General features: G+C 73.5%; 17 protein-coding genes. 11 read left to right on the top strand and 6 right to left on the bottom strand.

Annotated features, from left to right (window positions below):
• Positions 1–57 precede the first annotated feature (57 nt).
• Positions 58–1,335, bottom strand: a complete 1,278-nt coding sequence (locus OGH68_RS05735; RefSeq protein ID WP_264242218.1) for an MFS transporter — start codon at positions 1,333–1,335, stop codon at positions 58–60.
• Between the two features lie 161 nt (positions 1,336–1,496).
• On the opposite strand from OGH68_RS05735, the gene OGH68_RS05730 reads away from it, so the two are divergent.
• The 5 genes from OGH68_RS05730 to OGH68_RS05710 all read left to right on the top strand — a co-directional run bounded on the left by OGH68_RS05730 (position 1,497) and on the right by OGH68_RS05710 (position 9,972).
• Positions 1,497–2,201: a GntR family transcriptional regulator gene (locus OGH68_RS05730; RefSeq protein ID WP_264242217.1), complete on the top strand. Its 705-nt coding sequence runs from the start codon at positions 1,497–1,499 to the stop codon at positions 2,199–2,201.
• Positions 2,202–2,419: 218 nt separating this feature from the next.
• The gene (locus tag OGH68_RS05725; protein ID WP_264242216.1) at positions 2,420–3,946 is read left to right on the top strand and encodes a hypothetical protein; all 1,527 of its coding nucleotides are present in this window, start codon (positions 2,420–2,422) and stop codon (positions 3,944–3,946) included.
• The gene (locus OGH68_RS05720) at positions 3,943–4,149 is read left to right on the top strand and encodes a hypothetical protein (RefSeq protein ID WP_264242215.1); all 207 of its coding nucleotides are present in this window, start codon (positions 3,943–3,945) and stop codon (positions 4,147–4,149) included. The genes OGH68_RS05725 and OGH68_RS05720 overlap by 4 nt, the downstream gene beginning before the upstream one ends.
• A gap of 69 nt (positions 4,150–4,218) precedes the next feature.
• The gene (locus OGH68_RS05715) at positions 4,219–5,136 is read left to right on the top strand and encodes a hypothetical protein (RefSeq protein WP_264242214.1); all 918 of its coding nucleotides are present in this window, start codon (positions 4,219–4,221) and stop codon (positions 5,134–5,136) included.
• Between the two features lie 42 nt (positions 5,137–5,178).
• Entirely contained in the window at positions 5,179–9,972 is a 4,794-nt protein-coding gene (locus OGH68_RS05710) for a hypothetical protein (RefSeq protein WP_264242213.1), read from the top strand.
• 101 nt (positions 9,973–10,073) lie between these two features.
• Here the strand turns inward: OGH68_RS05710 and OGH68_RS05705 are convergent, their stop codons facing one another.
• A complete protein-coding gene (locus OGH68_RS05705; RefSeq protein ID WP_264242212.1) occupies positions 10,074–10,517 on the bottom strand; it encodes a hypothetical protein in 444 nt (147 codons plus the stop codon).
• A gap of 450 nt (positions 10,518–10,967) precedes the next feature.
• Here OGH68_RS05705 and OGH68_RS05700 point away from each other — a divergent pair, with 450 nt between their 5' ends.
• From OGH68_RS05700 to OGH68_RS05685, 4 genes are read left to right on the top strand one after another with little or no spacing between them, the layout of a single operon-like run.
• Positions 10,968–13,829, top strand: a complete 2,862-nt coding sequence (locus OGH68_RS05700; RefSeq protein ID WP_264242211.1) for a nitrate- and nitrite sensing domain-containing protein — start codon at positions 10,968–10,970, stop codon at positions 13,827–13,829.
• Entirely contained in the window at positions 13,826–14,269 is a 444-nt protein-coding gene (locus OGH68_RS05695; protein ID WP_264242210.1) for a roadblock/LC7 domain-containing protein, read from the top strand. The genes OGH68_RS05700 and OGH68_RS05695 overlap by 4 nt, the downstream gene beginning before the upstream one ends.
• Positions 14,270–14,276: 7 nt before the next feature.
• Positions 14,277–14,681: a DUF742 domain-containing protein gene (locus OGH68_RS05690; protein WP_264242209.1), complete on the top strand. Its 405-nt coding sequence runs from the start codon at positions 14,277–14,279 to the stop codon at positions 14,679–14,681.
• Positions 14,662–15,264, top strand: a complete 603-nt coding sequence (locus OGH68_RS05685) for a GTP-binding protein (RefSeq protein ID WP_264242208.1) — start codon at positions 14,662–14,664, stop codon at positions 15,262–15,264. The genes OGH68_RS05690 and OGH68_RS05685 overlap by 20 nt, the downstream gene beginning before the upstream one ends.
• Before the next feature lie 122 nt (positions 15,265–15,386).
• Here the strand turns inward: OGH68_RS05685 and OGH68_RS05680 are convergent, their stop codons facing one another.
• Entirely contained in the window at positions 15,387–15,743 is a 357-nt protein-coding gene (locus tag OGH68_RS05680) for a DUF962 domain-containing protein (RefSeq protein WP_264242207.1), read from the bottom strand.
• 31 nt (positions 15,744–15,774) lie between these two features.
• Positions 15,775–16,590 (bottom strand): M15 family metallopeptidase, encoded by an 816-nt coding sequence (locus OGH68_RS05675; protein ID WP_264242206.1) that lies wholly within the window; start codon positions 16,588–16,590, stop codon positions 15,775–15,777.
• Between the two features lie 59 nt (positions 16,591–16,649).
• On the opposite strand from OGH68_RS05675, the gene OGH68_RS05670 reads away from it, so the two are divergent.
• Positions 16,650–17,225 (top strand): NUDIX domain-containing protein, encoded by a 576-nt coding sequence (locus OGH68_RS05670; RefSeq protein WP_264242205.1) that lies wholly within the window; start codon positions 16,650–16,652, stop codon positions 17,223–17,225.
• A gap of 16 nt (positions 17,226–17,241) precedes the next feature.
• On the opposite strand, the gene OGH68_RS05665 is transcribed toward OGH68_RS05670, so the two are convergent.
• Positions 17,242–19,587, bottom strand: coding sequence for a glycoside hydrolase family 31 protein (locus tag OGH68_RS05665; RefSeq protein ID WP_264242204.1), 2,346 nt, complete (start codon positions 19,585–19,587; stop codon positions 17,242–17,244).
• A gap of 214 nt (positions 19,588–19,801) precedes the next feature.
• On the opposite strand from OGH68_RS05665, the gene OGH68_RS05660 reads away from it, so the two are divergent.
• Positions 19,802–21,823, top strand: coding sequence for an acetoacetate--CoA ligase (locus OGH68_RS05660; protein ID WP_264242203.1), 2,022 nt, complete (start codon positions 19,802–19,804; stop codon positions 21,821–21,823).
• On the opposite strand, the gene OGH68_RS05655 is transcribed toward OGH68_RS05660, so the two are convergent.
• Complete coding sequence (locus OGH68_RS05655; RefSeq protein WP_264242202.1) at positions 21,820–23,139, bottom strand: aminotransferase class I/II-fold pyridoxal phosphate-dependent enzyme; 1,320 nt, start codon at positions 23,137–23,139, stop codon at positions 21,820–21,822. The genes OGH68_RS05660 and OGH68_RS05655 overlap by 4 nt on opposite strands.
• Positions 23,140–23,169: the final 30 nt, after the last annotated feature.

The raw sequence follows: 23,169 nt of genomic DNA, 5'->3' as shown, positions 1-23,169 counted from the left end.
CTCCAAGTTCCTTGCGGGGTGAGCCGCTGTGCGGACCGCGCCCGCCCGGCGGCCCGGTCAGAGAAGTTCGCGGTCGCGTGTCTCCGGCAGACCGGCCAGCGCCAGTACGGCGAGACCGTAGCCGAGGGCGCCGAGGACGAGCGCACCGCCCACGCCCCAGCTGTCGGACAGGAAACCGACGAGCGTCGGCAGGAACGCGCCCACCGCGCGGCCGCTGTTGTACGTGAAGCCCTGGCCCGTGCCGCGCACCGCCGTCGGATACAGCTCGCTGAGGAACGAACCGAAGCCGCTGAAGATGGCCGACATGCAGAAGCCGAGCGGGAAGCCGAGGACCAGCAGCAGACTGTTGGCGCCCGACGGGATGTTGGTGTAGGCGAGGATTCCGACGGCGGACAGCACGGCGAACAGCGCGATGTTCTTCTTGCGGCCGATCCGGTCGGTGAGGTAACCCCCGGTCAGATAGCCGATGAAGGCGCCGGAGATCAGGAACGTCAGATACCCGCCGGTGCCGACGACCGTCAGTCCGCGCTCCGTCTTCAGATAGGTGGGCACCCAGGTCGCCAGCGTGTAGTAGCCGCCCTGGACTCCGGTCGACAGCAGCGTGGCGAACAGCGTCGTGCGCAGCAGGTCCCGCTTGAAGATCGTGGTGAACGACCCGCGCTCGGTGCTGGTGCGGCGCTGCTCCGCTGCCGCGGGCGCGTCGCTGACATTGCGGCGCACGTAGATCACCAGCAGGGCGGGCAGCGCACCGGTCCAGAACATCACGCGCCACGCGGTGTCGGCGTCGAGGAAGTGGAAGACCAGCGTGTAGACGATCACGGCCAGCGCCCAGCCGGCCGCCCAGGCGCTCTGGACGGCGCCGAGGGTCCGTCCGCGGTGCTTGGCGGTGGCGTACTCGGCGACCAGGATGGCCCCGACGGCCCACTCGCCGCCGAAGCCGAGGCCCTGCAGGGCGCGGAAGACCAGCAGGGTCTCGTAGTTGGGCGCGAAGCCGCACAGGACCGTGAAGACGGCGTACGTGGCGACCGTCATCATCAGTGCCTTCACCCGTCCGACCCGGTCCGCGAGGATGCCGGCGAGGGCGCCGCCGACAGCGGAGACGACCAGGGTGACCGTGGTGAGAAGTCCGGTCTGTCCGTTGTCGAGGCTGAAGTACGCGGAGATCGCCACCATGCTCAGCGGCAGGGTGAAGTAGTCGTACGAGTCGAGGGCGTAACCGCCGAACGCGCCGCCGAAGGCGCGCCGGCCGCGCGGGCCGAGGGCGCGCAGCCATGCGAACGCGCCGGAGGACTCGGGGAGTTCGTCGTGCTTCGGCCGGGCCTGGGTCGTGCTCATCTGCACCTCGCTAGGGGGAGGAGGAGCCTGCCGGGAGTGTGCGTGCCGCAAAGGTAGGGGATTGTTGAACGATCCGACAAGAGTCGTGTCGGGACGTTCCTGCTTCTACGATGGGCACCGCGCGCCCGGCGTGGACGGCCGGCGGTGGAGAGAGGGGCGTTGTGGGGACTACGGAACCCAGGGCCGGCGGACTGGCGGACGGCCGGGCGCTGTTGGGCCGCACCAGCACGGCCGAGCGGGTCGCCGACATCCTGCGCACCCGCATCGCGGAAGGCTTCTTCCCGCCCGGCGAACGGCTGTCGGAGGACAGCATCGGCAAGGCCCTCGGCGTCTCGCGCAACACCCTTCGGGAAGCGTTCCGCCTGCTCACCCACGAACGGCTGCTCGTCCACGAGCTCAACCGCGGCGTCTTCGTGCGCGTCCTCGCCGTCGAGGACGTCGAGGACATCTACCGGACCCGGCAACTCGTCGAATGCGCCGTCGTACAGCGCCTCGGGAAGCCGCCGTACGCACTGGACGAACTGGACGCCGCCGTCGCGGGCGGCGAGCGTGCCGCGCGCGAGCGGGACTGGAAGGGCGTCTCCACCGCCAACATCCACTTCCACCGCGAACTCGTCGCGCTCGCCGGCAGCCCGCGCACCGACGAGCTGATGCGCAGCGTCCTCGCCGAACTGCGCCTCGCGTTCCACGTCGTGGACGACCCGCGCGGGCTGCACCAGCCGTACCTCGTGCGCAACCGGGAGATCCTGGAGACGCTGCGTGCGGGACGGCGCGAGGAGGCGCGGACGCTCCTCGACGCGTACCTCGACGACTCGCGGGCCCAACTGGTCCTCACGTACGCGACGCTCGTGACCGACCCGGACTGACCGGCCCGGACTGGCCGGCCCGACCCGAGCGAATCCGGTGCAACAGGTGTGATGCGGGCAAACCGGGTGCACCAGTGCCGGCCAGGACGGAAGTGGCCGAACGGACCGGCCCGGCAGCCCTCGGCCGCCCGTGCCCGAAGGCCCCCGGGGGGAAGCCGTCCCGGTCCGCTCTGCGTCCGTTTCGACCGTTGTCGGTGCGAGGACCTAATCTGTGCACCGTGACTTCGCCTGCCCCGACGGACACCGTTCCGCCCCAGCTCAGCGCGGGGCCGCGCCCCGCGCAGGGCCCGGCCGCCGACGAAGGGCTCGCGCGGCGGCTCCGCGCGCTCGCGTGCACCGCGCCGCTGCACGACCTCGACGTACGCAAGGCGAATCTCGCCGGGGAGTACTCGGTCTACGCCATGGCCGAGGTCGCGCTCGCGGCGATCGATCTCGTCACGCTCAACATGGACTTCGACACCGGTGCCGACCACGACCAGATAGTGGCGCGTCTGCTGCCGCGCGCGGCCGCCCAGGCCCCCCGCCGACCCGTCGCCGAGCATGAGCGCGTGGCCCGGTGGGTGCTGGAGAACCTGATCAACGTCGGCAGCGTAGACCGCGGGTTCCGCGCGGTCTACGGCACCTTCGGCACGGACGGCGTCTACACCCGGCGCGACTACGACTTCAAGCTCATCGAGGAAGTGCCCGGCCACGACGGCACCGTCTATCTGCGCACCACGGACGAAGCGGTCAACGTCCTGGTCGGAGCGCTCGACACCGACGTGACCAGCGCACAGATCGCGGCCGAGGTGAAGCTGGAGGTTCTCATCAACCGGGGCCGTCTCGCCGACGCCCAACTCGCCGCCGAACAGGCCCGCTACCGGACCGTGCAGTACTCGGAGACGCTGCGCAGGACGCTCGAGGCCACCCGCCGCAACGTCCGTGCCGTGGACTGGCTCCACACCGTCCCCGACATGATCGCCGAGGCACTCGACCACGTGGCCGACCGCTACCGCCACGAGAACGCGATCCTCACCAACATCCGCAAGGCCCGCGACGAGGCGGAGGACCCGGAGCACAAGCGGCGCGCCGCCGAACTCGTCGACATCGTCAAGGACTGCATCCGGCGGCACACCCAGCTCCAGTCCCGGCTGCTGGAGGCCGGGCCGCTGTTCCGCGCGGAACAGGACCGGCAGGCGTTCGCCCGTCCCACCGCCCGTACCGGTCTCGACCTGTACGGACAGCTGGTGGCGCCGCTGCTGCCGCTGCCCGTCGGGTCGGCGACCCGCGTCACGGACGCGTTCTTCGCCCGGGGCACCGGGCTGCGCACGCCGCCCTCCGTACGGGTCGGCGACCTGGTCGACCTGCTGCTGACCCCGCCGGCGGAGCGCGAGCACCTCGGCGCTCAGATGCCGGAACCGGACCTGATCGCCACCCCCGACGACAGCCGCTTCAGTGAGGCACAGCTCGCGAGCGCCATGGAACTGCTGGACCTCGAGCACGAGGCACCGCGTCGCCTCTCGGGCCTGCTGGCGGAGGCACGCAGCCGGGACCCCGAGCTGCCCTACCTGGTGGCACTCCTCGCCGTCCACGCGGCGAGCCCTCCGGTCGGCACCGCCTACCGCCAGGGCGAGCAGCGACTGCTGTTCGCCGTCGACGACGGCACAGAGCTGGACGACCCGGAGTTCGGCGGCGCCGACCTGATCGTCGGTACGGCGCTCCTCGACGCGGCGGGCATGGCGGCGGCCCGCTCGGAGGCCACATGACCACCCCCACAGGCACGACCCGTCCCGTGCGCGTCGCCCCGCCCGCGGGCCGGGCCACCACCGCAGGCACGGCCCCGCCCGCAGGCACGACCAACACTCCGGTGCACACGGCCCCGCCCGCAGGCACGACCATCCCCGTGCGCACGGCCCCCTCCGAGTGCGTGACCTCCCCCGCGGGCACGGTTCCGGCCCCCTCCGCGTAGGGGAACGGCCCCTCCCGCGACTGTCCCCACCCCGCCCCACCCGAACCGCATCTCCAAGGAGCCCACACCGTGAGCGACCACCACGCCGAGCCCGGCGCCGCGTGGAGCGAGCCGGTCGCCCCTCAGGGCCCACCGGCCGGCCCCGTCTCCGCCGCCCCCGGCGGCGCCGTCACGCCGGCCGACGCCGCCGACGCCGCACGCCTCGTCTCCTTCGGCCTGCAGCCGAAGCTGCTCCCGGCCCGCGACGCCGAGTACGCCGAACTGCTGCGCCGCTACCGCGAGGACACCGCCTTCGCGCGCCTTGCCGACGCCGTCGCCACCGGCCTCGGCCTGGTCGTCCTCGAGGTGTCCCCCCGGGCCGGCATGGCCGTGACCGCGGGCGAGGACTCGGTGTTCGCGGTGCGCATGGGCGACTACGCCCGACGGGCCTCCGCCGACTCGGCGGACCGCTTCCTGCACGGACTCGCCCATCTCGCGGTCGCGGCCATGGCCTTTCCCCGTCCCGAGGACCTCGCCGACGACGGGTACGTGGGCCGGATCACCGTCAACGGCGTCGACGCGTTCGTGCGCCAGGCGTGCCGGCGTCTCGAGGAGCGTGCGGACGAGCAGGGCGAGAACACCGACCCGGCCAGCGACGCCCCCGGGCTGGAGGCCGCCTGGCGGGTGTACGCGCGCCGCAGCGCGACCGGCGCCACCAAGGACGCCCGCCGCCTCGCCGGGTCCACGACCGGCATCGTCGGCAAGGCCGTCGCGTTCCTCACCGACTCCGGCTTTCTGCAACGGACCGGCGACGACGCCGGTGGCGCGTACCGCACCACCGCCCGCTACCAGCTCCAGGTCCGCGACATGGCGGGCGGCGCCGCGATGGCCGAGCTGCTGGAGCTCGGCGTCGTCCCGGTCAGCGACGGCTCCGCGACGCTCGTCGCCCCGCCGGAGGGTGACGACCTCGAACTGGCCGCCGACGCCGGCCTGCCCTTCCACGCGTAACCGTTCAGCACGCGCAACCGACGAAACCGAGAGTCCGCCGCCATGTACGAGTTGTCCCGGGTCCGCCTCTACTCCATCGGTCCGGCCGGTGCGCGCTACGCCGACACCGTGCTCGACCTGCGTGGAGTCGGCGAGCCCGTGCCCGATCCCGCCCCCATGCAGGCGGAGTTCTTCGAGGAGGAGCCGGTCGGCCCGCCGCGCCGCCCAGCGCCCGCGGGCGTGCTCTTCCTGGAGAACGGCGGAGGCAAGTCGGTCCTGCTCAAGCTGATCTTCTCGGTGATGCTGCCCGGCCATCGCAACACCCTCGGCGGGGCGAGCTCCGGCGTGCTGCGCAAGTTCCTCCTCGCGGACGACTGCGGGCATGTCGCTCTCGAGTGGCAGCACACACTCACCGGCGAGCTGGTCGTGGTCGGCAAGGTCAGCGAGTGGCGGGGCCGGCAGGTGTCCAACGACCCGCGGAAGTTCGCGGAGGCGTGGTACTCGTTCCGCCCCGGGCCGGGCCTCGGCCTCGACTCGCTGCCCGTCGCCGAGTCCACCGCCGTGCGCCCGCCCGTCGAGGGCGCCTCCGGCGCCCAGGGGCGCCGCCGCACCATGAAGGGCTTCCGTGACGCGCTCACCGAGGCCGGCAAGGTGTATCCGCACCTCGAGGTGTACTGGGAGGAGATCCACGACCGGTGGAACGAGCACCTCGGCGACCTCGGTCTCGACCCCGAACTGTTCCGCTACCAGCGTGAGATGAACGCCGACGAGGGCGAGGCGGCGGGGCTCTTCGCGGTGAAGAAGGACTCCGACTTCACCGATCTGCTGCTGCGGGCCGTCACCGACACCCGCGACACGGACGGTCTCGCCGATCTCGTCAGCGGCTTCGGCAACAAGCTGGGCCGCCGTGCCGAACTCACCGCTGAACGGGACTTCACCGCCGGTTCCGTCGAACTGCTCGGCCGTATCGTCGAAGCCGCGGGGACCAGGGCCCGGGCACGCGACATCCACGCCGGCGCCGAGCGCCGCACCCGTACCCTGGCGCGCCGTCTGACGGCCCGCGCCGCCGAGGAACGGTCCCGGGCGGCGGAGCTCGCCCAGCAGGTCACCGCCGCCGCGCACACCGTGACCGAAGCCGAACAGGCCCGCAGCCGCAGCTCGCTGGTCGCCGCGGAGCTGGCCTTCCGGCACGCCTCGCTGGCCCTGGCCGCCGCGGAGAAGGGCGCGGCCGCCAGGCGCCGGGAGCTCATCGACGCCCGTACGCTGCACTCCGCCTGGCTGGCCGCGGAGGCGGTGCTGCGGCACCGGGCGGCCGGTGACCGTTCCGCTCGCGTCGCCGCGGCGATCCGCGAGGCCGAGCGCGACGCCGCTCCCGCGCTCGCCGCCCGCGCCAAGGCCGCCGGTGATCTGGTGCGTGCCCTGCACACGGCGGCGGAGGACGGCGAACGCGTCGCCAACGAGGAGGAGGAGCGTTCCCGCGAACTCCAGGAGACGGCGGAGTCCGCCCACCGCGACGCGACCGCCGCCGCGACCGAGGCCCAGCGGGCCCGCAGCGAGATCGGCCACCTGCGCCAGCGCCTCAGCGAGGTCGAGCAGGAGACGGCGGAGGCGGTACGGGCCGGATGGCTCGACGACACCGCTCCCGACGCCGACCCGGCGCGCGCCGCACTGGCGGCGAGCGACGCCGAGAAGGCGGCCGTGGCCGCGTGGGACCAGGCCCGCGAGGCGGCCCGCTCCACGGCCGACCGCGCGAAGGAGACGGCCGCGGCCGAGAGCCGCGCCGAACTGGCCGCGGCCCGCGCGGCCGACGCGGCGGACGCCGCGGAGAACGCCTACGAGGCGGAACGCCGCGCCGCCGAGTCCATCGCGGCGGACGAACGCCTCACGGATCTGCTGAGCCTCGCCCCGCCGGCGCCCGCGGTCCCGTCCCCGCGCAGCGGCGCCCCGGCGACAGACGGCACCACCGGCGAGCCGGACGGTTCCCCGCGGCCCGCGACCGCCGCCGACGGCACGTACCCGCAGGCCGCGGCCGGCTCCCGCGGCGGACCGCTCCGCACGTCCGGCGGACCCCTCACCGTCGAGGAACTCGACGGGTTCGCCGACGAGTTGCGCGAACTGCTCGACCGGTCCGTCTCCTCCGCCGAACGGCAGCTCTTCGACCTGCGCACCGCCGCCGCCGACGACGCCCGCATCCTCGGCGCCCTCGGCGACGGAGGGCTGCTGCCCCCCGGCCCCGACGTCCTGGCCACCGTCGAGTACCTGGGCGAGCACGGCATCCCGGCGCTGCCCGGCTGGCGGTATCTCGCCCAGTCCGTCGACCCGGTGGACCACGCCGCCGTGCTGGCCGGCAGGCCGGAGCTCGTCGACGGTGTGGTGATCACCGACCCGGCCTCGCACGCCCGCGCCCGCGACGTGCTCGCGGGCGCGGCCCTGCTGCCGCGCTCCGCCGTGGCCGTGGGAACGTCCGCGGCGCTGCTCGCCCCCGTTCCGCGGCCCGGGGCGGGCGACGACGCGGACGTGTTCCTGGTGCCGCCGAACCCCGCGATGCACGACGAGCACGCCGCCGACGAGGAGCGCCACGCGCTGCGCGCCAGGGTCGCCGCGCGGGACGAGGACATCCGGGCGCTCGCCGCCCGCCTCGCCGCCGACCGGGCCATCGGGGCCCGCCTCGGCGCATGGCGCGCGGACTGCCCGCAGGGGATGCTCGCCGAGCTCGCCGAAGGCGCCCGCAGCGCACGCCAGACCGCCCAGGAGGCACAGGAGACGCTCACCGAGGCCCGTACCGCGCGTGCCGAGGCCGAAGAGGCGGCTGCCGACGCCGCCCGCGTCCGCGACGAGCGGCAGGACTCCGCGCAGCGCGCCCGGCGGGCCGCCGACGCCCTCGCGGGCCTCGCCTTCCGGCTGCGGGAGCGGGCCGCCTGGCAGGTGAGACTCCGGGAACTGGCCGACGAGGCCGCCGAGTCGGAGGCCCGCGCCGCGAGCTGCCTGGAGCGTGCGAAAGCCGCCGACGAGGACCGCCGCGCCGCCCAGCGCGCCGGGGACGACGCCCGCCGTACGGCCCGCGCGCTGCGCGCCGAGCGCGCCGAGATCGCCGGAGCGCCCGAAAGCCTTCCGGAGCAGGACGCCGACGCGCCCCGCTCCTCGCTTCCCGCGCTGCGGGAGGCGTACCGCGCGGCGTCCCAGCTCTACGAGAAGGTCGGTGTCGGCGCCGACCTGCGCGCCGAGCAGGCCCGCGCGGAGAGCGACGAGAGCGCCGCGCTCGCGGAGCTCGACCGGCTCACCAACAAGGTCCGCACCCGCGCGGCACAGCTCCTGGAGGGAACGGACGGCGCCGACGGCCCCTCACGCCAGGCGGCCGTGGTCCGGGCCGAGTCGCTGGTGCAGATGCTGGAGACGCGTGCCTCGGAGGCGAGCGAGAAACTGGGCCGGCTGCGGGGCGAGGCCGAGCGGCTCGCGCCCGCCGACGGCGACGCGCACACCGAACTGCCCGGTGAACTCGTCCCCGTGGACGCCGAGCACGCCCAGGCGCTCCTGCGCACGGCCACCGGTGAACTCGCCTCCTGCACCGACACCCTGGAGGCGGCCCGCGCCGCCCACGCCGGACTGCTCCACGCCCACCGGGCCACGGAGGACGCGGCGGGCGGTTTCGACGAGACGGCCGCGCTCCTGCGCGACCTGCTGCGCGACCACCATCACGAGGACGAGACGCCGCAGCCCCCGGAGCCGTATCCCGGCACCCTGGAAGAGGCCCGGCACTCCGCCGCGGAGGCGCGCCGCTCGCTGCGCGGCTGCGCCGGCGACCTGTCGGCCGCCGAGTCGGCCGTGCGGGAGGCGAGCGACGTGCTCGTACGGCACGCCAACGCCACCCGCTACGAGCAGGTGCGCACCCCGGCCCGGCAGCAGATCCGCGAGCTGCCTGCGGCCGCGCTGCCCGAACACGCGGCGAAGTGGGCGGAGGCGTTCGCGCCGAGGCTGCGGGTGCTCACCGACGAGCTGGCGCAGCTCGAGCGCAACCGGGACACCATCGTCGACCGGTTGCGCGGCCTCGTGGAGTCGGCGCTCGCGACGCTCCGCTCCGCGCAGCGGCTCTCCCGCCTGCCCGACGGGCTCGGCGAGTGGTCGGGGCAGGAGTTCCTGCGGATCCGCTTCGAGGAACCGGACCAGGCGACGCTCGCGGAGCGGCTCGGCGAGGTCGTCGACGAGGCGACCCGTGCGGCGGTGAAGAAGAACTCCGACCTGCGCAGGGACGGCATGTCGCTGCTGCTGCGCGGAGTGCAGGCGGCCCTGGAACCCCGGGGCGTGGCCGTGGAGATCCTCAAGCCCGACGCGGTCCTGCGGGCCGAGCGTGTGCCGGTCGGTCAGATGGGCGACGTCTTCTCCGGCGGCCAGCTGCTGACCGCGGCGATCGCCCTGTACTGCACGATGGCCGCGCTGCGCAGCAACGACCGCGGCCGGGACAGGCACCGGCACGCGGGGACACTCTTCCTCGACAACCCCATCGGCCGGGCGAACGCGACGTACCTGCTCGAGCTCCAGCGTGCGGTGTCCGACGCGCTGGGCGTGCAGCTGCTCTACACCACGGGCCTGTTCGACACGACGGCCCTGGCCGAGTTCCCGCTGGTGATCCGGCTGCGCAACGACGCCGACCTGAGGGCGGGCCTGAAGTACATCAGCGTCGAGGAGCACTTGCGTCCCGGCCTGCCGCAGCCCGATCCGGCGGGAGCGACGGTGCACGGAGAAATCACGGCGACGCGCATGTTCAAGCGGGCGCCGCTGCCCGAGCAGCCGACGGAAGGACCGGCCCCGGAGCCGTCCGGACCACAGCCCGCCGGTGCCGCCCCCGACCAGCCGGTGTGAGGGCGCCTCAACGGGTCGGTGCAGGCACCGGACCGGCGGGCGGGACAGCACCCGCACCCGCCGGCGTGAGCGCCGCGCCCCCGCGCCGCTGCGCGCGTGTCTCACGCCTGGGAGAGCCTGCCGCTGCCGCGCCGCCGTATGCGTGAGGTCCCGCGGGCGGCGGCGCGGGCCGCCCGGCGGGCGCGGCGGCGCTCACGGCGCAGCCGGCGGGCGGTGCTGCTCGGTACCGACACCACGCCGTTGCGCTGGTTCCACACCTGGCGGGTGACCCACACGTCGAGCACCGCCCAGGTGGCGACCACCGTGCTGGCCACACAGCACATCGTCACCGGGAACGCCAGCCATGCCCCGGAGAGCGTGAAGAGCAACGCGGCCATCGCCTGAATCACCGTCAGCGAGATGATGATCACGGCGCGGACCGCCGCCGTGCGGACGGGGTCGGCCATGCGCGGTCTGGCCGCCGGCTCCTCGACCCAGAGCTGCTGCGGCACATACGCGCCGTCCCCCGCCACCGGCGTCGCTTCGCGACGCTCTTCCGTGTCCATGGATCGTGTCACTCCCCACCTCATGTCCGACTCAACGGTGGGTGCCCGGATTCCGCCGCCCTACTCCGACCGGACCACGTCCGCGGCATTCCTCCCACGGCCGTTCGGCCCCCGAACCGCCCGTGACCACGGCCCGTTCCGATGCGCGTGGCGACTGCGAACCCTCGACGCCCCCGCACTGAATGACGAACGACCAGGGGCGATGATTCCCGGTGACCGTAGAGTTCCAGCCATCTGCCCAGGTCCGAAAAGTGCCGCACCGCCGCTGACGACCGGCGCGGCCGGGAACGCCATCTCCGCGAATACCCGGACATCCTGTGATCGGACCGTGTCATGGCGGCCGAAAACCGTCCGGACGAGTCTTCGAGTTGATTGTGTGACAGTAGTAGGCTCACGCCGTTTGCTGAGGGAATACCACCCGCACCGTGCGGGGTCGACCAGGGGGAGGCCATGCGCTTTCGCGGGAAGTCCATCCGCCGGAAGATCGTGGCGTTGCTGCTCGTCCCGCTCGTCTCCCTCACGGCTCTGTGGGGTTTCGCCACCGTACTGACCGGCCGGGAGGCGAACCAACTGCTCGAAGCGGCCTCGGTGGCCGAACAGGTCGGACAGCCCGTCGTGGACAGCGTCGCCGTCCTTCAGGAAGAACGCCGGCAGACGCTCGTCTATCTCGCCGACCGCCGTGCCGCCGCCGCGCTGCCCGATCTGCGAAGCCGTCGCGAAGCCACCGACCAGGCCCTGGCGGACATCCGGAGCAACGCCGCGAAGCCGTCCGTCAGGGACGACATGACCCCGGAGTCGCTCGACCGGCTCACCAAGCTCCTGGACGCGTTCGACGGCATCGGCGTACTCCGCCGGTCCGTCGACACGAACACCGTCACCCGCCCGCAGGTGCTGGACTTCTTCAACCGGATCATCGACCCCTCCCACAGCTTCCTGCTGACGCTGCACGCCCTCGACGACGTCGAGCTGGAACGCCAGGGCCGGGCGCTCGTCGGCCTCTCCCGGGCCCGCGAGATGCTCGCCCGCGAGGACGCCCTGATCGCCTCCTCGCTGACGGCGCGGAAGGTCTCGGCGAACGAGATCCGCGAACTCGCCGACCACACGGCCCACCGGCAGATCCACTACGAGACGAACCTCGAGCTGCTACCGGCCGAGGACCGGGAACGGTTCGAGGAGTACTGGGGAAGCCCGGAGACCGCGCCGCTGCGCGCGGCGGAGGAGCGCCTGATCGCGGGCGGTCCCGCCGACGAACTCCCCGTGTCCGAGGCCGAACGCTGGCAGCAGGCCGCCACACCGGTCCTCGACAACCTGGACCAGGAGGCCGCAGAGGCCCGCGACCGCTACCAGGACCGCGTCGAACCCGCCGCCTACGGCGTCCTCGTCAAGGCCGGGGTGGCAGGCGTACTCGGTTTCCTCGCCCTGCTCGTCTCCGTCATCGTCTCCGTACGGATCGGGCGGGACCTGGTCCGTGACCTGTCCCGGCTCCGCAAGGAGGCCCACGAGGTCTCCGGCGTACGGCTGCCCAGCGTGATGCGCCGCCTCGCCGCCGGGGAACACGTCGACGTCGAGACCGAGGCACCGCGCCTCGAGTACGACAAGGACGAGATCGGCCAGGCCGGGCAGGCACTCAACACCCTTCAGCGGGCGGCCGTCGAGGCCGCCGTGCGCCAGGCGGACATGCGCCGCGGCGTGTCCGAGGTGTTCGTCAACCTCGCCCGCCGCAACCAGGTCCTGCTCCACCGTCAGCTGTCCCTCCTCGACACCATGGAGCGGCGCACGGAGGACACCGAGGAACTGGCCGACCTGTTCCGCCTCGACCACCTCACCACCCGCATGCGGCGCCACGCGGAGGGCCTGGTGATCCTCTCGGGGGCCGCCCCCTCGCGCCAGTGGCGCAAGCCCATCCAGCTGATGGACGTCGTACGGGCCGCGGTCGCCGAGGTGGAGGACTACGAGCGCATCGAGGTGCGCAGGCTGCCGCGCATCGGCGTGGGCGGCCCGGCGGTCGCCGACCTCACCCACCTCATCGCCGAACTCCTCGAGAACGCCACGGTGTTCTCGCCCCCGCACACCGGTGTGCAGGTCCTCGGCGAGCGGGTCGCCAACGGCTTCACCCTGGAGATCCACGACCGTGGTCTCGGCATGGCGGCCGACGCCCTCCTCGAAGCCAATCTGCGCCTCGCGGAGACCCCCGAGTTCGAACTCTCCGACACCGACCGGCTCGGCCTCTTCGTCGTCAGCCGCCTCGCCCAGCGCCAGAACGTGCGGGTGTCGCTCCAGCAGTCCCCGTACGGCGGCATCACCGCGGTGGTGTTCATTCCCGCGGCGCTGCTCACGGATGCGCCGGAGACCCAGGGCGCCGGATTCCGGCTGGACCGCAAGAGCGAGAGCCCGGCCGGACGGCGTGACGGCAGGCAGGCGGCCCTGTCACAGAGGCACAACGGCCTGACCGGTGCCGCGCTTCTCGACGGACCCGTCGAACTGGAGGCCCCCGTCGAAGCGCTGGGCCTCGACGAGCGCGACCGCGCACTGCTGGGGGACGACCGGTCCCTGCCCACCGACCCCGACCGTCTCTCCGACCCGGACCGCATCGCCGACCTGGACGACAGCGACAGCGAGCGGGGCGGCATCTTCCGGTCCCGCCGCCGCGACCGCCGCGGTGACGGATCCGGCAACCGGCAGGCGTCGCCCGAGCAGCCGGGGGAGCACCGCCTGCCGGGCCCGGTTCCGCTGCCGCGCCGCCGCCCCCCGACGCTCGTCGTCGACCACGGCCGGCGGGTCGACGAACGAGGCTCCGGCGGACGCGGCCACCCGGCCCCCGAACCGGGGAGCCCCGTGGAGCCGACGCCGTTCGCCCGGCCGCCGCTCACGGCCGCCCCCACGCCCCTGACACCCGAGCGCCGCGACCGGTCGAGGCCCAGGCCGCAGAGCGGGCCGGCGCCCGTGCCGGCGTCCCGGGACGCCGGGACACAGCCGGCGGGACGGCGCGACGACGGCCCCGCACCGGACGCGGCACCGTCACACCTCGACGGACTGCCCCGCCGCGTACGGCAGGCCAGCCTGGTGCCCCAGCTCAGGGCGTCGGCCCCGGACCCCGAGCAGCCCGCTGCCGCCGACGCGGGTCGCGAGCCGGAGCGGGACGCAGAAGAGGTGCGGAACCGCATGGCCTCCATGCAGCGCGGCTGGCAGCGTGGCCGCCGCCGCAACGCCGACGAAGCCGCCGCGGACCAAGCCGCCGCAGAGCAAGCAACCGACGGGACCGGCGACGGCCGGACCGCACCAGGATCGACATCGGAGGGGGACGGTCGATGACCGCACCGCATGCCGCAGCAACCGACGCCACCGGCACTCAGCGTTCGGGCGGGCTCAACTGGCTCCTCGACGAGCTGGTGGACCGCGTCGCCACCATCCGCAAGGCCCTGGTCCTCTCCAGCGACGGCCTGGCCACCGGTACCTCACGGGACCTCAGCCGTGAGGACAGCGAACATCTCGCCGCCGTGGCCTCCGGGTTCCACAGCCTGGCCAAGGGCGTCGGCCGTCACTTCGACGCCGGCCAGGTCCGGCAGACCGTCGTGGAGCTCGACGAGGCGTTCCTCTTCGTCACCGCGGCCGGCGACGGCAGCTGTCTGGCGGTCCTCGCCGACGCCGACTCCGACGTGGGCCAGGTCGCCTACGAGATGACGCTGATGGTCAAGCGCGTCGGAGCCCACCTCGTCACGGCGCCACGGACCGGACCGGCCGCCGGAGGGTGAGGCGGCCATGAGTGACTCAGTCCGGCACAGTCGCAGGTCGCACCACTGGATCGACGCCGACGCCGGCCCGGTGGTGCGCCCCTACGCGATGACCCGGGGCCGCACCAGCCACGCGGGCCGCCACCGGCTCGACCTGATCGCCCTGGTCGTGCCCGAGCCCGCGGCCGACGATCCCGGCCGTGACCAGACGCTCTCGCCGGAACACGTCGAGATCGTCGAACGCTGCGGCGGTGCCCCCCAGTCCATCGCCGAACTCGCCGCGGGGCTCGACCTGCCCGTCGGTGTGGTCCGCGTCCTCGTCGGGGATCTCGTCGACGACGCACTCGTACACGTAACCCGTCCCGTACCTCCGGCCGAACTGCCGGACGTGAGCATTCTCCGCGAGGTGATCAATGGTCTTCGGGCGCTCTAGCCGCAAGGCGCCGATCGAGCCGGTGACTCTGAAGATCCTGGTGGCAGGCGGCTTCGGCGTCGGCAAGACCACCCTGGTGGGCGCGGTCAGCGAGATCAGGCCGCTGCGGACGGAGGAGAGACTCACCGAGGCCGGCCGGCCGGTCGACGACATCGCCGGCGTCGAGAGCAAGACGACCACCACGGTCGCCATGGACTTCGGCCGCATCACGCTCCGCGAGGACCTGGTCCTCTACCTCTTCGGCACACCCGGACAGGACCGCTTCTGGTTCCTGTGGGACGAGCTGGCGCAGGGCGCGCTCGGCGCCGTCGTCCTCGCGGACACCCGCCGCCTGGACGACAGTTTCGCCGGAATCGACTACTTCGAACGCCGCGGGATTCCCTTCGCGGTCGCGGTCAACTCCTTCGAGGGGGCGAAGCGGTACCCGGCCGAGACCGTCCGCGCCGCGCTCGACCTCGACCCGGAGGTGCCGCTCCTGATCGGCGACGCCCGGGAACGGGAATCCGTCAAGGACATCCTCGTCGCGGTCGTCGAGCACGCGCTCGCCCGCGCGGACCAGGTGCGTGAGCCCGCCACCACCTGAAGCCCCGCACCTCACGGCAGACCGGACCGGCGTGACACGGCCCGTACCCCCACCGACCGGGGTACGGGCCGTGGGCTTCACGGGACCCCGACGGGTCCGTCGGCAGCGACGGAGAGGGATGCTCAGCCGTTCTCCGCCAGCCACTTGGCGGCGGTCTCGGCCAGCTCGGCGTCCCGGCCGGCCAGCATCATCCGGATCATCCGCACATCACCGCGCAGCGACCACGCCGGGTGCCCGAACGTCGCCGGGTTGTTCTTCTCGATGAAGAAGTGGGCCGGCCAGGCGGTCCCGTACCCGATCAGCGGCAGCGCGGCCGCGTACGGCTTCCGCCCCCGCGCCAGCCCGTACACGCTGACCGCGAGCCCGGTCAGCGTCCCCGTCAGATGCACCCACCGGGTCGCCGCCCGTGAGTGCATCGCGACGTAGTAGGGCCAGAACTCCTCGTACGACTCGAATGTCCGCTGCTCTGCCTCCGCCATGCGGGCACCGTAGCCGCCACGGCGCCCGGCGTCAGCCCGCCCGGTGCCCGGCGACCGAACGCACGGCGACGGGGAAGTCGAAGTACGTGTCGGGGAACGGCTCAGGCTTGTACGTGAAGTGCCACCACTCCTCGGGGAGATTCACGAACCCGACGGCGGCCAGTGTGCTCCTCAGCAGGTCCCGGTTGGCGCGCTGCTCCGCGGTGACCCGAGGGTCGTCGGTGTGCGAGAGCGTGTCGAAGCAGTCGTAACCGGTGCCCATGTCGGCCGAGTTGTCGGGGAACCGTTCGTCCTGCGGCGCGAAGCACGGCACGAGCGTCTCGCCGGGGACGTAGCGCCGGGTGGGCGCCGCGGGCAGCTTCACGATCGTCAGGTCCACCGTGCTGCCGCGGCTGTGCCCGGACTTCTCCGCGATGTAACCGTCCGCGAACAGGCGCGACTTGTCCACCTGCGGGTAGAACTCCTGCTTCATCGCCTCGTCATCGAGGCCCTTCGCCCATCGCACGAAGTGGTCGACGGCCCGCTGCGGCCGGTAGCAGTCGTACACCTTCAGCGAGTACCCCTGCCGCAACAGCCGTGACTGCGCCCGGCCCAGCGCCTGCGCCGCCGGCCGGGTCACGATGCACACCGGCTGCCGGTAGCCGTCCACCGGCTCGCCCACGAAGTTGTGGTCCGTCGTGTACCGCATCTCCTGGATGATCGTCGGTGCCACGGTGCGCAGCGCCACGAACTCCCGCGGCGCCTTCGGCTCCGGCCCGGCCTGTGCGACGGGCGCCGCCGACGTGACGCAGAGCAGGGCCGCGGCCGCGGCGGTCAGTACCCGGAGAGCGGAACCAAGTCGAGTCATGCGCCATGGTCTACCAGCAACGTCCCCGCCGGGAAAGAGTGATCGGTTACCGTCCGCCCATGTCCCACGCCTCCCACGCCTCGCACTGCGGCCATTGCGGTACTCCCTATGGCGCCGACCCCGGCTGGCCACGAACGTGCGCCGCCTGCGGCGAGACCGCGTACCGCAACCCGCTCCCCGTTGTCGTCGCCCTGCTGCCCGCCCACGACGAGCGCGGCACCGGGCTCGTCGTCATCACACGCACCATCGAACCCGCCCTCGGAGGCACCGCCCTGCCCGGCGGCTTCATCGACCACGGCGAGGACTGGCGGCACGCCGTGGTGCGCGAACTGCGGGAGGAGACGGGCATCGAGGTGCCGCAGCAGGACGTGCGGCTCGCCGACGCCCTCAGCTCCCCAGCTGGGCACCTGCTCGTCTTCGGGCTCCTCCCCGAGCGCCCGGCCGCCGAACTGCCGCCGTCGGTGCCCACCGACGAGACCGAGGGCTGGGAGCTGCTGCACGCGCCCCGTGAACTCGCCTTCCCGCTCCACACCATCGCGGTCCGCAACTGGTTCGCCGGCGCCTACGGACAGGGCGCCCACCCGGGTCGCATCGAACGCCACAGCGCCGAAGGCCACGGCGCCGACAGCCGCTGAGGGCCGTGCGGCCGAGTCACTCCAGGCCGCGCACCCGCACCGGCCCCTCGACCGCCACCGCGCCGTCGTCCATGGTCCGTTCCACCACCACACGCCCGCCCGCCAGCCGCGTCGTGTAGCGCTCGATCTCCGGTTCGTCCCACCCGTCGCCGGTGTCGCGCACCACCAGCCCGCCGCCCCTGCGGCCCGCGGCCGGCGCCCACACTTCGAGAGCGACCCGGTCCGCCGCCCCGTCGCCGCCGCCCGGCCCGGCGAGCACCGGCAGCACCGACCCCGCCCGTGCCAGCACCGGGATCCGGGACAGCGGCGCGTCCACGAGCACCTGACCGGGTCCCTCGTACGGCCGGCCCGACGCCGTGTCGTACCACCGGCCGCGCGGCAGCCGTACCGCACGCCGGTCCGAACCCGGTTCCAGGACCGGCGCCACCAGCAGCGCGTCGCCCAGCAGGAACGCGTCCTCGCAGTTCCGCAGGGCACGCTCTCCGGGGGTGCGCCACCACAGCGGGCGCGCGTACGGCGCGCCGGTGAGCCGCGCCAGTTGCGCCAGGGTCACGAAGTACGGGCCCAGCCGCACCCGCTCCTCCAGGGCGGCCCGCACGTGCGCGGTCACCTCCGGCCCGTACGCCCAGGGCGGCCCGGACTCCGTCGTACGCGACAGCGGCAGGTACGCCGCCAGCTGGAGCCGGCGCAGATACAGTTCGGCCGGCACCTCCTCACCGGCTCCGCCCACATCCGTGCCCGAGTACGGAACGCCGCAGAGTCCCAGGCCCAGGACCAGCGACAGCGAGGCTCGCAGCCCCGGCCATCCCGTGGTCACGTCCCCGGCCCAGGCGCCGCCGTACCGTTGCATGCCCGCCCAGCCGGAACGGGAGACCAGAAAGGGCCGTTCGTCGGGCCGCTGCCGGCGCAGCCCCTCGTAACCGGCCCTCGCCATGGCCAGCCCGTACACGTTGTGCGCCTCCCGGTGGTCGCCGCCGCGCCCGTCCAGCGCGTGCCGTGCGGAACGGGGAAGCGTCGCTCCGTCGAAGGAAGTGCAGGCCACCGGCTCGTTCCGGTCGAGCCACACCCCGGAGAAGCCCCGCGCCGCCGTCTCCCCGTACAGCTCGTCCCACGCCTCGCGCACCCGCGCGTCCGTGAAGTCGGGGAAGACGCACTCCGCGGTGCCGGCCGTACCCCGCACCTCGGCCGCCCGCGCGTCCCGTACGAACAGCCCCGCCGAGGAACCATGGCGGTACAGCGCGTCCTCCGGCTCCGCGGGCACCGCCGGAGCCACCGACCGCACCAGCCGCACCCCGTCCCCGCGCAGGTCCTTCGCGAGCGCGGGCAGACCGGGGAACCGGTCCCGGTCGGCGGGGCCGGCCTCGTCGACGCCGCCGCCGACGTGGACCGCCGACAGCGGCAGGCCCAGGTCCCGGTGCGTCTCCACGGTGCGCCGCACCTCGTCCTCGCCACCCGTCCGCCGCATGTGCTGCGGACCCAGCGCCCAGGACGGCGGCAGCGCGGGCGCGCCCGTCAGCTGTGCCCAGCCGCTCAGGACGCGTGCCGGTGCTCCCACCAGCACCCAGCTGCGCAGTGGCCCGCCGTCCATCCGCACCTCGACCGTGCCGGGCCTGTCGTGGCCGGACCCGGCTCCTTCCTCGCCCTCGCGCACGGTGACCCGGCCCTCCCAGCTGTTGTCGTGGAAGGCGAGATGGGTGCCCGCGTCGGCGACCACCGTCTGTACCGGCATCGTGATGTGCAGGGGACCGTCCTCGGGACCGAACCCGGCCCGCGGAGCGGTGTTCCACAGCAGGTACGAGCCGTCCCGCAGCCGGGGCCCCGACGCGCGGCCCCCGAGACCGAAAACGCGGGCGTCCGCCGCGATCTCGCTGCGCTGCACCCACCGTGCCGTGCCGCCCGCGGCCGGCTCCCACCAGCGGGGCGGCAGGTCCCGGCGCAGCACCACACCGCCCGGCGTACGGATCTCCACCGCGCCGTGCCGGGAGACCGCGACGGTCAGACGCTCGGACACCACCCGCCAGCCGCCGTCCATGTCCGGCTCGAGACCCGCCCGTGGATCCGGCTCCGGAGGAGCGCCGGCCAGCGCGTACGACGGCTCCGGCAGCGCACCGTCCCAGCCGCGGAACACCGCCCCGCCGACCGTCACCACGATCCGCAGCTCGGAACGCGCGAACCGCACGGTCCCCCCGCCGGGCAGCGGCTCGGCACCGGTGGCGGGACCCGGCACTCTGGCCCGTTCCGCACCCCGCGGCGGCAGGCCCTCGGCATCGTCCCGCCGGCGGCGCCACGCCGAACGGGCCGCCCGCAGACCGTGTGCCGTACCGAAAGTTCTCACCGCGCGCACCAGATCACGACCGTCCATGCTGCTCACCCTGCCACCCGGATGCTGCCCCGCATGCTCTGTTCAACTGGCGTTCACCCATGGTGGGAGCACATATTCGCCGACCCGGCCATGGGGGATCCGCCCTGGTGCGAACGACGATCACATGGCATCGTCCTGTCAGCCGCGTCCGCGCACACCCCGCTCGTGCGCGGCGCACGCACACACCGCGTAGAGCCAGCCCGGGAGCCGCCCCATGACCTCAGCAGCGAACCCTGCCCCTCTGTGGCAGCCCGATCCCGACCGCGTCGCCGCCGCCCGGATCACCCGCTTCCAGGCCTGGGCCGCCGAACGCCACGGCGCGCCCGCCGAGGGCGGCTACCCGGCGCTGCACCGCTGGTCCGTCGAGGAGCTGGAGACGTTCTGGCAGGCGGTCGCCGAATGGTTCGAGGTCCGCTTCTCCACCCCGTACGAGCGAGTGCTCGCCGACCGCGCCATGCCCGGCGCCCGGTGGTTCCCCGGCGCCACCCTCAACTACGCGGAACACGCCCTGCGCACCGCCGAGGACCCGAGCCGCGCACATGACCCGGCGCTCCTTCATGTGGACGAGACACACGAGCCGTCACCCGTCAGCTGGTCCGAGCTCCGCCGCCAGGTCGGGGCGCTCGCCGCTCAGCTGCGCGCCCTCGGCGTGCAGCCGGGGGACCGCGTCAGCGGTTACCTCCCCAACATCCCGCAGGCCGTCACCGCGTTCCTCGCCACGGCCGCCGTCGGAGCCGTCTGGACCTCCTGCGCCCCCGACTTCGGCGCCCGCAGCGTCCTCGACCGGTTCCAGCAGGTCGAACCGGTGGTCCTGTTCACCGTCGACGGCTACCGCTACGGCGGCAAGGAGCACGACCGCGCCGGGACCGTCGCCGAGCTCCGCCGTGAACTGCCCACCCTGCGCGCGGTCGTCCACATCCCGCTGCTCGGCACCGACGCCCCCGAAGGCACCCTCGAGTGGTCGGCGGTGACCGCCGGTGACGCCGAGCCGGTCTTCGAGCAGGTCCCCTTCGACCACCCGCTGTGGGTCCTGTACTCCTCCGGCACCACCGGCCTTCCCAAGGCCATCGTGCAGTCACAGGGCGGCATCCTGCTCGAGCACTTCAAGCAGATCGGCCTGCACTGCGACCTCGGCCTGGGCGACCGCCTCTTCTGGTTCACCTCCACCGGCTGGATGATGTGGAACTTCCTCGTCTCCGGCCTGCTCACCGGCACCACCGTCGTCCTGTACGACGGCAGCCCCGGCTTCCCCGACACCGGCGCCCAGTGGCGCGTCGCCGAGCGCACCGGGGCCACCCTGTTCGGCACCTCCGCCGCCTATGTCATGGCATGCGCCAAGGCGGACGTCCACCCCGGGCGGGACTTCGACCTCTCCCGCGTCAAGTGCGTCGCCACCACCGGCTCACCCCTGCCCCCGGACGGCTTCCGCTGGATCCACGACGAGGTGGCGGACGACCTGTGGATCGCCTCCGTCAGCGGCGGAACGGACGTGTGCAGCTGCTTCGCCGGGGCCGTCCCCACCCTGCCGGTCGAGATCGGCGAACTCCAGGCCGCCTGCCTCGGCACCGACCTCCAGTCCTGGGACCCGCAGGGCAAGCCGGTCATCGACGAGGTCGGTGAACTGGTGGTCACCAACCCGATGCCCTCGATGCCCATCCGCTTCTGGAACGACCCCGACGGCAGCCGCTACCGCGACAGCTACTTCGAGATGTACCCGGGTGTCTGGCGGCACGGCGACTGGATCACCATCACCGACCGCGGCTCCGTGGTCATCCACGGCCGCTCCGACTCCACCCTCAACCGGCAGGGCGTCCGGATGGGTTCCGCCGACATCTACGAGGTCGTCGAACGGCTCCCCGAGATCCGAGAGTCCCTGGTCATCGGCCTCGAGGAACCGGACGGCGGCTACTGGATGCCGCTCTTCGTCCACCTCGCCGAAGGCGCCGCACTCGACGACGAGCTCCGCGCACGGATCAAGCAGTCCATCCGTGAGAACCTCTCCCCGCGCCACGTCCCCGACGACATCATCGAGGTCCCCGGCGTTCCCCACACCCTCACCGGCAAGCGCATCGAGGTCCCGGTCAAGCGCCTCCTCCAGGGCACAGCGCTCGACAAGGCGGTCAACCCCGGCTCCGTCGACAACCTCGAACTCCTCCGCTTCTACGAGGACATCGCCCGCACCCGTACCCGCCGTAGCGTCCCCGTTTCCGGGACGTCGTCGCGGGCAGGACGCTAACCCCCGTACGTGGTCTCGGACTCGCCCAGCACAGCGGCGAAGTCCGAGGCCAGCCGGGCCGCGTCCGCGGGCGCCAGACCGGCGGTCGTGATGCGCACCCCCGGCGCCGACGCGAGCCGGAACCGCGCTCCGGCGGCCACCCACCAGCCTCGTGAGCGCAGCCCGTTCACCACCGCGGACTCGTCCCGGACGGGCACCCACACATTCATCCCGCTCCGGCCGTGCGCCGCGATTCCCTGTGAGGCCAGCTCCGCCACCAGTGCCCTCCGCCGCTCGCCGTAGGCGGAGCACGCCCGGCCCACCAGAGCCGTCGTGTCGGCGTCGCCCATCAGAGAGAGCACCGTGCGCTGCAGCAGATGACTGACCCACCCCGACGTCAGCAGCAGCCGCCCGTCGTGGCGCGCCAGTGTCGTCGGGTCGCAGGCGGCGGCGGCCCAGCGAAGATCCGTACCCAGGAACTTGGTGACGGTCCGTACGTGTGCCCACCGCGCCAGGCCGGCCGACGCGAGTGAGTGGAGCGGCACACCCGCGATGTCCGCCGCGTGGTCGTTCTCGATCACCAGGACGTCCGGTGCCCGCCGCAGCACCGCCCCCAGGGCGTCCCGCCGCGCGGCCGAGAACGCGCCGCCGTACGGGTTCTGCGCACGGGGGCTGCACACCACGGCCCGCGCCCCCGCCCGTACTGCCGCTTCGAGCGCATCGGCCCGCATCCCCTCGTCGTCCACGACCACGGCCACCGACCGCAGCCCCAACGCCTGCACCAGGTCCAGCAGATGGTGATACCCGGGATCCTCCATCGCGACCGCGTCGCCCGGCCTCAGATCGGTCGACAGCAGCCGTGCCACGCAGTCGAGGGCCCCGTGGGCGAAGGTGACGTGCTCCACCGGCACCCCCGCGTCGCCGATCCAGGCCCGGACCGTCTCCTCCAGCTCGGGCAGCCGCGGCGTCGCACGGTGCGAGCGGACCCCGGCCGACAGCCGGCCCGGCGGAACCAGATCCGGCAGGAACGCCGGGTCGGGATGGCCACCCGCCAGATCCCGCAGGCCCTCCGGCACCCTGGGCGGCCGGCGTGAGGCGACCGACGGCGCCGCCGCCACGATCGTGCCGCCCCGGCCACGGGTGACGACGAGCCCCCGCCGGCGCAGCTCCTTGTAGGCGGTCGCCACCGTGCCCGGACTGACCGACAGGTCGTCGGCGAGCCTGCGCACCGGGGGCAGGGCGTCTCCCGGCCCCAACGCGCCTTCGGCCACCGCGCGTTCGACGGAGGCGGCAATCGTACTGGCGGTCGTACCCGAGATCGAATATTGTGCTGTCACGTAATGAATTATGTACCAATACATAATTCG

This window comes from Streptomyces peucetius (assembly GCF_025854275.1).
Taxonomy (GTDB): domain Bacteria; phylum Actinomycetota; class Actinomycetes; order Streptomycetales; family Streptomycetaceae; genus Streptomyces; species Streptomyces peucetius_A.
Note: the sequence above shows the minus strand (reverse complement) of the source record. Positions and strands in the feature narration are given on the sequence as shown.